The organism is Paenibacillus sp. BAC0078, assembly GCF_054483875.1.
Genome location: NZ_JBTLRW010000018.1, coordinates 71386 through 85531, shown reverse-complemented (window position 1 = coordinate 85531; position 14146 = coordinate 71386). Strand labels below are relative to the sequence as shown.

11 protein-coding genes are annotated in these 14146 nt (G+C 48.6%); all 11 read left to right on the top strand.

Annotated features, from left to right (window positions below; all coding sequences use genetic code 11):
- Positions 1-43 precede the first annotated feature (43 nt).
- On the top strand, positions 44-715 hold the full coding sequence (locus ACX1DY_RS25115) for a BlaI/MecI/CopY family transcriptional regulator (protein ID WP_458966929.1): 672 nt from the start codon (positions 44-46) through the stop codon (positions 713-715).
- A gap of 516 nt (positions 716-1231) precedes the next feature.
- Positions 1232-2941, top strand: a complete 1710-nt coding sequence (lonB, locus tag ACX1DY_RS25110; RefSeq protein ID WP_458966928.1) for an ATP-dependent protease LonB — start codon at positions 1232-1234, stop codon at positions 2939-2941.
- A gap of 241 nt (positions 2942-3182) precedes the next feature.
- Positions 3183-5561: an endopeptidase La gene (gene lon / locus ACX1DY_RS25105; protein WP_458966927.1), complete on the top strand. Its 2379-nt coding sequence runs from the start codon at positions 3183-3185 to the stop codon at positions 5559-5561.
- A 12-nt stretch (positions 5562-5573) separates the two neighbouring features.
- Positions 5574-6215 carry a ribosome biogenesis GTP-binding protein YihA/YsxC gene (yihA, locus tag ACX1DY_RS25100; protein ID WP_458966926.1) on the top strand — a complete coding sequence of 214 codons (642 nt, stop codon included), beginning with the start codon at positions 5574-5576 and terminating at the stop codon, positions 6213-6215.
- 152 nt (positions 6216-6367) lie between these two features.
- On the top strand, positions 6368-6955 hold the full coding sequence (locus ACX1DY_RS25095; protein WP_458966925.1) for a non-ribosomal peptide synthetase module: 588 nt from the start codon (positions 6368-6370) through the stop codon (positions 6953-6955).
- Positions 6956-7058: 103 nt separating this feature from the next.
- Positions 7059-7841 carry a tyrosine-protein phosphatase gene (locus ACX1DY_RS25090; protein ID WP_458966924.1) on the top strand — a complete coding sequence of 261 codons (783 nt, stop codon included), beginning with the start codon at positions 7059-7061 and terminating at the stop codon, positions 7839-7841.
- Positions 7842-7983: 142 nt separating this feature from the next.
- Positions 7984-9969, top strand: coding sequence for an S-layer homology domain-containing protein (locus ACX1DY_RS25085; RefSeq protein ID WP_458966923.1), 1986 nt, complete (start codon positions 7984-7986; stop codon positions 9967-9969).
- Between the two features lie 118 nt (positions 9970-10087).
- Positions 10088-10864 carry a YveK family protein gene (locus ACX1DY_RS25080; protein ID WP_458966922.1) on the top strand — a complete coding sequence of 259 codons (777 nt, stop codon included), beginning with the start codon at positions 10088-10090 and terminating at the stop codon, positions 10862-10864.
- Positions 10845-11531 carry a CpsD/CapB family tyrosine-protein kinase gene (locus ACX1DY_RS25075; protein WP_458966921.1) on the top strand — a complete coding sequence of 229 codons (687 nt, stop codon included), beginning with the start codon at positions 10845-10847 and terminating at the stop codon, positions 11529-11531. Before ACX1DY_RS25080 ends, ACX1DY_RS25075 begins: the two co-directional genes overlap by 20 nt.
- A gap of 43 nt (positions 11532-11574) precedes the next feature.
- The gene (locus ACX1DY_RS25070; protein ID WP_458966920.1) at positions 11575-13407 is read left to right on the top strand and encodes a polysaccharide biosynthesis protein; all 1833 of its coding nucleotides are present in this window, start codon (positions 11575-11577) and stop codon (positions 13405-13407) included.
- A gap of 25 nt (positions 13408-13432) precedes the next feature.
- On the top strand, positions 13433-14146 hold the full coding sequence (locus ACX1DY_RS25065) for a hypothetical protein (RefSeq protein ID WP_458966919.1): 714 nt from the start codon (positions 13433-13435) through the stop codon (positions 14144-14146).

The following is a 14146-nucleotide window of genomic DNA, read 5'->3' as shown; positions in this document are numbered from 1 at the left end:
TGCGGTGGTGTGATGGGCGTTTTTTATTTTGAGGAGGAAAAGTATGGACTATCAGCGATTGTATGAGGAGTATATCCAACATCACCTTTCCTGTCGTTCCGGGGAACGGAGGGGGAGGCTGGAGAGGGGGCATCGTCACGCAGAAGCATTATTTTTGCGCAAGGTTTGGTGGCCGCTTCGTGGTAACTTTTGTGATCTGCATCCGGAATACGAGGTTTTGGACTGGCGCGGGCGATCTTATTTCGCCGACTTTGCCTTTGTACCGGGAACGGTGAAATTACTATTGGAGATAAAGGGTTATACGTCCCATGTCAAAGAGATGGATAGACAAAAGTACAGTAATGAATTGAATCGCGAGACTTTTCTATGTGCGATGGGCTACCAGGTGCTGTCTTTTGCCTACGATGATGTTGAGCAGCATCCCGAATTGTGCATTACCCTATTGCGCATGGTGCTAAGCAGATATATGAGCGCGGCTGTACCTGTAGATAGAGCTTTGCTTGCCGAGAGAGAAATTATTCGGTTTGTGATTCGTCAATCTGGTTCGGTGCGGCCGCGTGATGTTGCTGATTATTTTTCACTGGACCCCAAGACGGTACGGAATATGCTAAACAGGCTGTGCGAAAAAGGTTGGCTTAATCCGGTCAAACACGGTGCAGAAATCCGAAAGGTACGGTATGAGCTGGCACGTGGTGTTCTGGACTATTGGGATTGAGCAAGTCCAAGTCCTCAGGTTTGATTACTCCAAAGTCTATTTATGGTCAGGCATTAGATAAAAGGATTTCTTCCCTCTAAATTGGTTGAAATAATTATTTTTTGACGAATAGAGGGAAATAAGCCCGGTAATCTCCTGAGAATGTTATGTTTTTGAGTTACGGTCAGAATTTATAGGGTATTAATCCTTCTATTCACACCAGCTTGGGGGAAACCGTTAAGTAAAGGGGAAGAATTCCCTTTAAATCATGACGTAAGCGGAGATCGATCAATTAATATAGAACAATTCACATAAATCAACTCCTTGAAAAGCAGATACCACCATTCGACTGCAGCGAGCCATATTCTCACACTCATCTCTTCTGGAACAGCTCATCCTGCATGTCGTTCCAATGATGTTTTGTTATTCTTCCATAAATCCGCTCCACGGGCGTTTACGAATGACCGAAAAGGCTATACTACCTAGTAGTAGCCAAATACAGGACAGGTAGACTGAACGAAACAGGAGGGATGACCTATGGAATTAAGTATATTGCTGATGATCGTGCAGCTCTTTTTCGCGCTGGTCATCGGCGTTTATTTTTGGAATCTGCTGCGGGGACAGAAGACCAACAAGACGGCGGTGGACCGGGAGTCGCGCAAGGAGCTGGACAAGCTGCGTAAAATGCGAATGATCTCCCTGACCAAGCCGCTTTCAGAGAAGACACGTCCGGCCAGCATTTCAGATATTGTTGGGCAAAAGGACGGGCTGCGCGCCCTGAAAGCGGCGCTGTGCAGCGCTAACCCGCAGCACGTTATTATTTACGGTCCGCCGGGTGTCGGCAAAACTGCGGCTGCGCGTGTGGTGATGGAGGAAGCGAAGAAGAACCCGCTGTCTCCCTTCAAAAGCGATGCCAAATTTACAGAGATCGACGCCACCACTGCACGTTTTGACGAGCGCGGCATTGCCGATCCGCTGATCGGTTCGGTTCATGACCCTATCTACCAGGGAGCCGGGGCTATGGGGGTAGCTGGCGTTCCACAGCCGAAGCCCGGGGCCGTAACCAAAGCGCACGGCGGTATTCTCTTCCTGGATGAGATCGGGGAGCTTCACCCGATTCAGATGAATAAGCTGCTCAAGGTGCTGGAGGACCGGAAGGTGCTGCTGGAGAGCGCCTATTACAATTCAGAGGACAGCAATACGCCGGCGTATATTCATGATATTTTTCAAAATGGCCTACCGGCCGATTTCCGACTGGTGGGAGCTACAACCCGCTCACCGGATGAAATATCACCCGCACTTCGCTCACGGTGCATGGAAATTTACTTCCGGCCGCTGCTGCCGGATGAGATTGCAGTGATCGGGCGGGATGCGATCCAGAAGATCGGGCTGAAGCCAAGCCCTGAGGCGGTAACTGTAGTCCAGCAATATGCCACGAATGGCCGGGAAGCAGTTAACATGATCCAGCTTGCGGCTGGACTGGCGCTAACGGAAGGGCGGGACACCTTGAGTGCGGCCGATGTCGAGTGGGTGGCCAGCAGCAGCCAGCTGCCGCTGCGGACGGAACGCAAGATTCCGACCTCGCCGCAAATCGGCGTAGTCAACGGACTTGCCGTGTACGGACCCGGCATGGGCACACTGCTGGAGATTGAAGTGACAGCGTCTCCGGCTGTGAGCGGCCAGGGCAGACTTAACATTACCGGTGTAGTTGATGAAGAAGAGACCCGCGGCGGTTCGCGGACGATCCGGCGCAAGAGCATGGCCAAAGGCTCAGTGGAGAACGTGCTGACCGTTCTGCGGTCTATGAATCTGGAGCCTGACCGCTATGATGTGCATGTGAATTTCCCAGGCGGCACACCAATTGACGGGCCTTCCGCCGGGGTAGCGATGGCTGTGGCTATTGTTTCTGCCATCCGGCATCTGCCGGTCGATAATACGGTGGCCATCACCGGTGAGATCGGCATTCATGGCCGGGTGAAGCCGGTGGGTGGTGTCATTGCCAAGGTCGAAGCCGCTTTTCAGGCTGGAGCAACAACCGTGCTCATTCCCAAAGAAAACTGGCAGTCACTGTTTGCTGATCTGGCGCCCCTGCGTGTCATTCCAATGGATACAGTGGAGGAAGTCTTCCTGCACCTGTTCGGCACCGATACGGCGGATGTGCGGCTGCCTGCGGTATCCGGAGAGACCTTCTCGTCCTCCTCTTCGCTGCTTAAGGCAGATGCTGCAGGAGAGAATGCCAAGGCTTAGGTTAAACCTGACACTTAACGGCTACGCCGTCCTTTTTTGGACAGCGTAGCCGTTTCTTCTTATTGGCTGATGAACATATTCCCGGTGTATGAAGCCCATAATAAGGTTTGGAGAGTTTGGGCGCTCACTTTCAGGTCAATGCCGGTTTGCCGCAGCATGGGGCCAGTTGGTGTTTTGATGGCGCTTTTGTTAGAATGAATGCATGTGACACTACTTGAGAACCATGGGAGGTGCGAAAGCGATGATACAAAGTAAATCCAAAGGTCGTCGTTTTCCTTTATTGCCGCTTAGAGGTCTTCTTGTGTATCCCAGTATGGTTCTTCACCTTGATGTGGGACGCGAGAAATCAGTCCGGGCGCTGGAAAAAGCTATGGTTGAAGATAACCTGATTCTTCTCTGCTCGCAGTCGGAAGTGAATATTGAGGAGCCGGGACAAGAGGATATTTTTCGGGTCGGGACCGTCGCGAATGTGCGGCAAATGCTGAAGCTTCCAAACGGCACAATTCGAGTGTTGGTGGAAGGCGTGGAACGGGCCGAAATTATTAATTATACGGATAATGAGGAGTATTACGAGGTCATGGCACGTGTGCTGCCGGAGGAAGAAGATTCAGACCAGCAGAGCGACGCATTGATGCGTACGGTGCTTAACCAGTTTGAACATTACATCACCTTGTCCAAAAAGGTTACTCCCGAGACGCTGGCTGCCGTATCCGATATTGAGGAGCCAGGCCGGCTTGCCGACGTCATCACGAGCCATCTGGCGCTGAAGATTAAGGATAAGCAGGAAATTCTGGAGACCATAGATGTCAGTAAACGTCTGGAAAAGCTGCTCGATATCCTTAATAATGAGCGTGAAGTACTGGAACTGGAGCGCAAGATCAACCAGCGCGTGAAGAAGCAGATGGAAAAGACTCAGAAGGAGTATTATCTGCGCGAGCAGATGAAAGCGATCCAGAAGGAGCTTGGCGAGAAGGAAGGCCGGGCCGGCGAAGCCGATGAGCTCCGCTCGCTTATGGAAGAGAAGCAGCTTCCTGAGCGTGTGAAGGAGAAAATTGAAAAGGAAATTGACCGCCTGGAGAAAATGCCGGCAAGTTCAGCCGAAGGCGGCGTTATCCGCAACTATGTAGATTGGCTGCTAGGCCTGCCTTGGAGCGAGTCGACCGAAGACGATCTGGATATCCTCAAAGCCGAGCAGGTGCTCGATGCGGATCATTACGGACTAGAGAAGCCGAAGGAGCGCGTGCTGGAGTACCTCGCGGTACAGAAGCTAGTCAAGAAGCTCAAGGGACCGATTCTCTGTCTGGTTGGGCCTCCTGGGGTGGGAAAAACCTCACTGGCACGCTCCATCGCCCGCTCGCTGAACCGCAAGTTTGTCCGCATATCGCTGGGCGGCGTGCGTGATGAAGCTGAGATCCGCGGCCATCGCCGCACTTATGTTGGCGCAATGCCGGGCCGGATCATACAGGGAATGAAGACCGCAGGAAGCATCAACCCGGTATTCCTGCTGGATGAGATTGATAAGATGGCGGCGGATTTCCGCGGCGATCCATCGGCAGCACTTCTTGAAGTGCTGGACCCTGAGCAGAACAACACATTCAGCGATCATTTTGTCGAGCTGCCATTTGATCTGTCCAATGTTATGTTTGTGACGACTGCCAATGCCGTGCACAACATCCCGCGTCCGCTCCTTGACCGGATGGAGATGCTCTTTATCCCCGGCTATACCGAGCTGGAGAAGCTGCAAATTGCCAGCCGTTATCTGCTGCCGAAGCAGCGTAAGAACCACGGTCTGGAGGAGGCTCAGCTATCCATTGAAGACGATACTCTGCTGAAGATTGTCCGGGAATATACCCGGGAATCCGGGGTGCGGAATCTGGAGCAGCAGATTGCTGCGCTGTGCCGCAAGGCCGCGAAGCAGATTGTATCGGGCGAGAAGGAGAAGGTAAGCATTCTTCCTGCGGAGATCAAGGATTATTTGGGTGCCTCCAAATACCGCTATGGTATGGCAGAGCTTGAGGATCAGATCGGCACCGTAACCGGGCTGGCCTGGACCGAGGTTGGCGGCGATACGCTGCTGATTGAAGTCACGGTGGTTCAGGGGACCGGCAAGCTGACGCTGACCGGGCAATTGGGTGATGTGATGAAGGAATCGGCACAGGCTGCCTTCAGCTACACCCGTTCGAAGGCGGAGGAGCTGGGGCTGGCGCCGGATTTTCATGAGAAAAATGACATTCACATCCACATTCCTGAAGGCGCAATACCGAAGGACGGTCCGTCAGCAGGGATTACGATTGCTACGGCTCTAATCTCTGCTCTCACGAAACGTTATGTCTCGAAGGATGTGGCGATGACGGGCGAAATTACGCTGCGCGGCCGTGTCCTGCCGATTGGCGGGCTTAAGGAGAAGTCGCTGGCTGCCCATCGTGCCGGGTACAAAAAAATCCTTCTGCCGAAGGACAACGAGCGCGACCTTAAGGACATACCAGAGAGCGTCCGCAGCGATGTGGAGTTCGTGCCGGTATCCCACATGGATCAGGTGCTGCAGCATGCGCTTGTGGAGCACCATAACCAGATCAACAATGAAGCGCCGAGTACTGAAGCGCAGAGTAGCGTACATTAGAAAGGAAGTCTTATGAAAGTTAATAGTGCCGAATTTATCATCAGTGCCGTAGGCCCTGATCAATACCCTGTTGACGCCTTGCCGGAGATTGCTCTGGCAGGGCGCTCCAACGTCGGAAAGTCCTCCCTGATCAACCGGATGATTAACCGCAAGAATCTGGCCCGCACCAGTTCTACCCCGGGCAAGACGCAGCATATGAACTATTACCGCGTTAATGAGAGTATGTATTTTGTCGATTTCCCCGGCTACGGCTATGCCAAGGTATCCAAGACTCAGCGGGCTTCATGGGGGAAAATGGTCGAAAAATACCTGTCCGAACGTGACACACTGAAGCTTGTTCTCCTTATCGTGGACCTGCGCCATCCGCCTACCAGCAATGATAAGATGATGTTTGACTGGCTCAAGCACTACGATCTTCCGCTCTGTGTGGTGGCGACAAAAGCAGATAAGATTCCCAAGACCCGCTGGCCGAAGCATATCAAGCTTATGAAGCAGGAGCTTGGTGTGCTGCCGGGGGATCATTTCATTTCATTTTCCTCAGAGCTCGGACTTGGCCGGGATGAATTATGGGAGCTCATCGAGCGGCATAACCTTCCGTCCGAAGAAGAACAGCCGTCGGAGACGGAGGATCAAGGCGAATTCCCTGCAGAATAGTGAGGAATACATATGTATTCTAATGCTCATATCCTTTTCTTCCGGTATAAGATGAATTTTCGGCGTATATCCTGTTCCTGCTCATGAGAAATGCCACAGCTCTTCATTGTATAATCATGCTAAAGGCTGTTACAAAGAATTGAGGGATGGTCATGGCTCAGCGATTGGCTACAGAATATGTGAATGCGACTTTGCAAATGACGGAATTTCAGATGAATCAGTTTCTGCTTACGGCCGATACCTGCTACATCAGCCACCGGGTGAAAATTCTGGGCGGCGGAGAACAGGAAGTTGTTCTGGAGGAAACCGGGGGCGAGGAGGTTCTTTTGTCTTTTCAGCGCAAAGGCAATATTTACGTGTGTGCGTTGACCTGCACAATAGTGAACCCTCATCTTAACAACGCAATCCGCAAGCTGTTTGTTACTTATAGAGGGACCGGAACGGTAAACAGAATTTATAATTCATTCACTATGGTGTATTATTATGAGGGCGGCTCGGTCCGCCGAATCTCGGAAGTGACGCCTGTGGGCAGCAAGCTAGTCTATCAGCATAAGCACTCGCTCGCGGAGATGATGCGCCTTTATAAGTCTGATGCTATTGAGCGGGAGATTGAGAGTTTACGCCATCATATTAATAGCTTACTGGATTGCCGTAACACCGTTTTAAGCGATGAAGAGATTCTAGAAGTGGACGTTCAGCTTGCGTTGGCCACACGGAAGCTATTCGAACTGGAAGCGTAAGCGATAATATGGTTATAGCCTGGCAATCATTTCCTAGTGAAATGGTTGCATTTTTTTTGTGAAATCTATAAATGTTAGCCAGAAAGGGGCCGATAAAAATCATATGATAGATATCCATAGCCACATTCTACCCTTTATTGATGACGGGGCTGCCGATTGGGAGTCGGCTCTCGCCATGGCGCAGGACGCCCATATGGACGGCATATCCACTGTAGTTGCCACGCCTCATCATGCCAACGGAGTATATATGAACCCTGCTCCTGGTATAAAGCAAGCTGTTGAGGAACTGAATGACAGACTCCGGCAGGCCGGTAATCCGCTGCTTGTGCTTCCTGGTCAAGAAATTCGCATTTATGGGGATTTGTTGAACGATCTGGAGCAAGGCCATTTGTTGACGCTCGCGGGAACAAGGTACATTTTGCTGGAAATGCCTTCTTCACGCGTGCCGCGCAGCATGGAATCGACCTGTCACGAGCTCCTCATTCAGGGTTTCGTTCCCGTGATTGCCCATCCGGAGCGCAATGCTGAGGTTGCTGCCGATCCTTCCCAATTAACAAGATTAATAGAGCTGGGAGCGCTAGGGCAACTGACCGCCCAGAGTGTTGCCGGAGCCCTCGGAAGCAAGCTGCAGAAGCTGTCGCTGGAGCTGTGCCGCAGAAATGCTGTTCATATAATCGCCTCCGACGCACACGATAATCAGCGCCGTCCATTTGGATTGAGTGAAGCTTACGCGGTTATGACGAAAGAGCTGGGACAACCAATTTCCGACCTTTTTCGTCAAAATTCGCAGAAAATCATCAACGATGAGGAGATTATTCGAGCAGATTCTACTCAATCTCAGACAAAACTTCATAGATTGTTCGGATTTTTTTCTCGTAAGGGGTGACCTATCATTGGATTAATGGTAGAATGGGTATTACTGGTTTATTGTTATTTTTTATCAGAATAGTGTAGACTTAGAGTCATCTACTCTATCTATGCTAGAAAGTAGTAGAAATTATATTACATACAAAGAGGTGGATGAAAAAGTGACTTTGAAGAAGAAAATGGCAGTATCGACACTAGCAGTAAGCATGGCAGCAGCATCCCTTGCAGGATTTCCTTTTAGCAGTGAAGGCTTGGCTAAACAACTCGGTTTTGTAGGAACCGCAGCAGCGGCTACTAGTCATACCGATGTGAAGGCAGAGATTCAGAAAATCTACTCACAATTGACCGCAACAGAAGTAACTTATTTGAAAGATTATAAGACTGAAGTTGCGCAACTGGATCAAGCAAAATTTGAAAAGATTTTTGCTCCAGTCCTGGGTAAGCTTCAACTTAAGGCTCAACTGAGCCCTGAAGAAAAAGTGACCTCCTTGAAATTGTTCCAAAGCGTTTCCAGCGTAGTTTACGATGTGTATAATAATCCTACAACCGATGTACTCAAAAATATCCGTACCAATGCTGACAACGTTGCCTTGTTCAACAAAATTGCTACTGCAGCTGAAGTAACAGAACTGAGCTTCGACGACATCCTAGATTTCTTCTTTGCTTCTAACGGTTTGGAAGCAGAGCTTCGAGCATCGCTGAGCGGCAAGAATATTACAGATCTGACTCAGAAGTCTCTAGTTACGGATGTAGTATACAAGGTTCTTGAACACAGAACCGGTGTTAGCGCTAGCCCATTGACAGTTAGTGATGCAGTATACAAGCTGGGCATCACTACGGATGAAATCGTGCAGACTTTTGAAAATGTGAATACAGAGATCGGATCTGCCAAGAAGGCGACACTAGCACTTGCTTCCGCTTATCTGCGTGCTTATCCAATCCCTACTAACGGTGGAAACACTGGTGGAGGCAGTACTGGCGGTGGCGTAATCACTAATCCAACAACTACTCCAGGCGTGTATGACGTTTCCGGTTTGGTAAGTGTTGTGGGCGACAAAGCAACATTGAAATTGGTTGACGCCGATGTGCTCAAAGCCTTCGATGCTCTGCTTGCTGCGAACCCTGGAAAGACTGGCCTTACACTCACTTTGAACCTTGGTACTGTGAACGCTAAGACTGTAGAAGCTCCACTGTCCAAGGCCATTATCGAAGCGGCTAAGGCAAAAGGTATTGCCAACATCGCAATCACCTTCAATGGCTTGACAGTAACTATTCCGGTAGCTCAATTCAGCGATGCAGTTACTCTGACTGTAACTACTGAAGCTGACACTACCGTAACTTCACTCACAAGCCTGAAACTGGCTTCGAAAGTCTATTCCTTCGACTTGACGGTTGGCGGTGTGAAAACTTCTACCTTCAAACAGCCGCTGACAATTAAGCTTCCGCTTAAGGATGCTGCTGCTCTGGATAAAGAACTGCTCTCCGTAACGAAGATTGTATACGGAGCCCTGCAATTCCAAGGCGGTGTGCTTGACGGTGATTTCATCGTTGAACCTCGCGACACGTTCTCTTCTTACGCAGTACTTGAGAATAAAGTGAACTTCAGCGACATTGCAAGTGTACAAGCTTGGGCAGGAAGACAAATTCAAGTTGTTGCAGCTAAGGGTGCAATTGAAGGTGTAGGCGCCGGCAAGTTCGCTCCGAAGAGCAATGTTACCCGTGCTGAATTCGCGAAGATGCTGATTCGTGCACTGAACCTTGAGAACAACTCAGCAACTGAAAACTTCAGCGATGTAAGCTCTACTGCATGGTACGCTCCTTATGTAGCAGTTGCTGCTGAGAAGGGTATCATCACTGGCCGCAGCGCTTCCCAATTCGATCCTAACGCGACGATTACTCGTGCTGAAATGGCAACTATGATCTCCCGTGCACTGAAATCTATCAACCCTGCTGCAACTGCAGCGGATGCTTCGGCACTGAGCAAATTCTCGGATGCAGCGAAAATTGCAGCTTCCTTGAAAGACGGCGTAGCCTTCGCGGCCAGCCACAACCTGGTAATCGGAAATGCTGGTAAGTTCAATCCTAACAACACTGCTACCCGTGCAGAAGCGGCTGTAATCATTTATCGTACAATCAACTTTAAGTAAGAAGTTTTTATAAGCAAGTGGAGAGCCTCCTCTCGTCTAGGTGAGAGGAGGCACTTTTTTAGCTTATACATACTAATTTGCGAAAAATATTACAGAATCAGCTTGGAGGGAAATTCACTTGTCAGCACAAGAATTGGATCTTCGCGATTATTTCCAAATTGTTAGAAAGAGATTATGGATGATTGTAAGTATTGTTATCGTGGCGTGTATTCTTGCTGGAGTATACAGCTTGTATGTTAAAGAACCAGTGTATGAAGCTTCAACAAAGATTATTGTCAATCAGACTCCTACACAGTCAACAGTAGGGCAGCTTGATCTTAATCAGATCAATACGAATATTCAGTTGATTAATACGTACAAGGAAATTATTAAGACGCCGGCAATTCTTGAAGTCGTTGCCAAGAACTATCCGCAATTCAATATCACTGCGGAAGATCTCCTCAAGAAAGTCAATGTGAGTTCCGTAAATAATACGCAGGTGATGACACTTGTCGTTCGAGATAATTCATACCAAAGAGCCGCAGAAATCGTGAATGCCATTTCACTTGTGTTCAAGCAAGAGATTCCTTCACTGTTCAATGTACAGAATGTATCCATTCTGAACGAAGCCAAGCTTAACCCGCCTGTCGCACCAGGACCCGTAGAACCCAACGTTATGCTGAACTTTGCAATTGCTTTCATCGTTTCGTTGATGGTTGGTTTGGGGATTGCCTTCCTGCTGGAGTACCTGGATGATACGTTGAAGACAGAAGAAGACATCGAGAAATATCTCGGTCTGCCGACGATCGCCATGATTACCAGACTCGGACAAGAAGAAATGAAGGGTAATGAACAAGCAGTACGAACGCAGACCAGAAAGGCGGGAGACCTCGAGCATGTCACAGCAGCCAAGTAAACAACGACATCTAATTACCGTGACTAACCCACGTTCGCCTGTATCGGAAGCCTTCCGGGCTTTGCGGACGAATATTGATTTCTCCTCTGTCGACGAACAGATTCAGATCATTATGGTAACCTCTTCTGGACCTGAAGAAGGGAAATCTACAGTTACTGCTAACCTTGCGGCGGCTTATGCCCAAGCAGATAAGAAGGTGCTTCTGATAGACGGTGATTTACGTAAGCCGACAGCTCATAAGACTTTCTCGCTAAGCAACCGTTTGGGATTATCTTCACTCTTATCACAGCAGGCTGCTCTGGAGGATGTTATTCAAGAGTCCGGGGTAAACAATCTCACAATTATGACCTCTGGTCCTATTCCTCCTAACCCGGCGGAAATGATGGCTTCTAACCGTATGAGTTCAGTTCTGCAGGAACTGCGCCAAAGGTACGATGTTATTCTATTTGATACCCCTCCACTGTTAGCCGTTACAGATGCGCAGCTTATCGCTTCCAAGAGTGATGGAGTAATCATGGTGGTCAGTTATGGCAAGGTGAAACGGGATATCGCTGCTAAGGCCAAGGCTAATCTTGACCGCGTAGGTGCGAAGATGCTGGGTGTTGTACTGAATAATGTAAAACGTAAAGCTAGTGAAGGATATTATTACTACTATTATGGAAACTGACATTGTTCTGTAATAAAAAATGTTATTTTTGGAGGCACTGAAAATGACAGCGAAAACCAGAGTGTACTTATTGTTCCTCATTGACCTTGCGATTATCTGGTTCAGCATTGTGACTTCATATATGTTCCGGTTCTATAATCATATTCCTCAAGAATATGTTGTTCAGATGCTGTTATTTGGTCTTATCGCGACCATTGCCTTTGGTGGCAGTTTAATCTATTTCGGTCTATACCGCCGAATGTGGCAGTATGCCAGTATCGGTGAGATCATATCGGTAATCAAAGCTATTGTGGTAGGAGCCGTACTCTCATTCACTGTAGCTTTTATCGTTTTACCAGAGCGTGTTCCCTTCAGCATAGAAGTACGGGCAATGGAAACTATCTTGTTACTGGTAGGAGGGGTACGCTTTTTCTGGAGAGTAGTCAGCAGTGACCGGATCAACAATAAGGATACGGAAACACACACACTTATTGTAGGCGCTGGTGATTGTGGCATACTCATTGCCAAAGAGATGATGGGTCCTTCGTTCGCTCATACCCGCTTGGTTGGATTCATTGACGACAGCGCAGATAAATATCATCTCTCTATTCTGGGTGTACCTGTCCTAGGCAACCGCTATGATATTCCTCGGATTGCGAAGGAACGCGAGATACACGAGATTATTATTGCTATGCCTTCCGTATCGAAAACAGAAATTTCAGAAATCATTAACCTGGCTAAAGCAACAGGAGCTAAGCTGAAGATTATTCCAGCACTGAATGATTTAATTGCCGGTAAAATATCTGTCAAGAAGCTGCGTGATGTCAGTGTAGAAGACCTGCTGGGCCGTGAGCCAATTATAGCTGATTTGAACAGTATTTTAGGATATGTGCATAACAAGACAGTTTTGGTTACTGGAGCAGGCGGTTCGATTGGTTCGGAGCTATGCCGGCAAATTGCTCCTTTCACACCAGGCAAACTGCTGATTCTCGGACATGGAGAAAATAGCATTTATACGATAGAAATGGAGCTGCGAAAGAGCTTCCCAGATCTGAATATTGTAACTGTTATTGCTGATGTGCAGGATCGCACACGGATGATGGAAGTATTCCAGGATCACAACCCGCAGGTAGTCTTTCATGCGGCAGCGCATAAGCACGTTCCCTTAATGGAACGTAATCCTGGTGAGGCAATCAAAAACAATGTATTTGGTACCCGTAATGTAGCTGACTGTGCTGATAAATTCGGCACCGAACGTTTTGTTCTTATTTCCTCTGATAAGGCAGTTAATCCTACCAGTGTGATGGGAGCAACGAAGCGGATTGCAGAAATGTATGTACAAAGCCTAAATACAACTAGTCCTACTAAGTTCTCAGCAGTGCGCTTTGGTAATGTATTAGGCAGTCGAGGCAGTGTTATTCCGGCCTTCAAGCAGCAGATTGCTGCTGGCGGACCTGTTACCGTTACCCATCCTGAGATGGTACGTTATTTCATGACTATTCCTGAGGCGGTTCAACTGGTGATCCAGTCCGGTTCCTTCGCCAATGGTGGAGAAGTATTTGTGCTCGATATGGGCCAGCCTGTGAAGATCCTGACCTTGGCGGAGGATCTTATTACTTTATCCGGATATGAGCCTTACAAGGACATCGAGATCACTTTCACAGGAATACGGGAAGGCGAGAAACTCTATGAAGAACTGCTGACAGCCGAGGAGAACCTGGGATCGACTCAGCATGATCGGATTTTCATTGGCAGACCTGATGTCATAAGCCAGAATCAGCTTGAATTGGAGCTCAAGAGACTGGAACGTGTATTAGCCGAAGATGGAGATGCCATTCGTGCAGTGATCAATCAGATTGTGCCGATGCAGCCGGTGGTTCAAGCTGCGATTAGCTAAAACATTCATAATGGAGGTACCTGAAGTGTTCAAGAAAAGATGGAAAAAAATATTGATCTGGACGCTGTCGGTAGTCGTTGTGCTGGGAATTGCCGGATTGTTCGCTGTTAACTATGCAGTAGATAAGTTAATGAATTCAATGGCCGGTGGCTTCAATGTGGAGGCAGACGATACCGCCGGTAATGTAGCTCAGGGTGAGGTTGTTGAGCCTGCGGTAGCAGCGGGAGACCCAACTGCAGCGCCGGCAGCAACTGCCAAGCCTGGAGCGAGTACAGAACCTACGGCAACTGCCAAATCTACAAAAACTTCCAAAAATACAATAACTTCCAAATCCACAGATGCTCCTGGAACCACAGCTGGACAAGCAACTGCCAGCACAAGTAAGCCTACCAGTTCTCCAGCTACAGAAGGTGTAGATGGACTAGCCTACATTTCTCCTGATAAGGCTAAAGATGTTCAAGGCAGTGTTTCACTAAAAGATAAAGCTAATGTAGCATCAATTGTAGCGAGTCAGTTAAGTGTCTCAGATATCAAAAGACTTCAAGAATTGGCCCAAGGTGGACTAACAAACGAAGAAAAGCGGGAAGCGCGCAGCATTATTCTTGGCAAAGTTTCTGAGGAGCAATATAACGAACTATCACAGATCGCTAAGAAATACGGTGTGAGCCAAGGGAAGTCGCGTGATCAAATACTAGCTGAAGAAGAACAACTTAAAGCCCAAGAAAAAGGAAGTGAATAG

Coding starts and splice junctions, on each gene's coding strand:
- lonB (WP_458966928.1), top strand. CDS start 1,232: ATGGAATTAAGTATATTGCTGATGATCGTGCAGCTCTTTTTCGCGCTG.
- yihA (WP_458966926.1), top strand. CDS start 5,574: ATGAAAGTTAATAGTGCCGAATTTATCATCAGTGCCGTAGGCCCTGAT.
- ACX1DY_RS25115 (WP_458966929.1), top strand. CDS start 44: ATGGACTATCAGCGATTGTATGAGGAGTATATCCAACATCACCTTTCC.
- ACX1DY_RS25095 (WP_458966925.1), top strand. CDS start 6,368: ATGGCTCAGCGATTGGCTACAGAATATGTGAATGCGACTTTGCAAATG.
- ACX1DY_RS25075 (WP_458966921.1), top strand. CDS start 10,845: ATGTCACAGCAGCCAAGTAAACAACGACATCTAATTACCGTGACTAAC.
- ACX1DY_RS25070 (WP_458966920.1), top strand. CDS start 11,575: ATGACAGCGAAAACCAGAGTGTACTTATTGTTCCTCATTGACCTTGCG.
- ACX1DY_RS25090 (WP_458966924.1), top strand. CDS start 7,059: ATGATAGATATCCATAGCCACATTCTACCCTTTATTGATGACGGGGCT.
- lon (WP_458966927.1), top strand. CDS start 3,183: ATGATACAAAGTAAATCCAAAGGTCGTCGTTTTCCTTTATTGCCGCTT.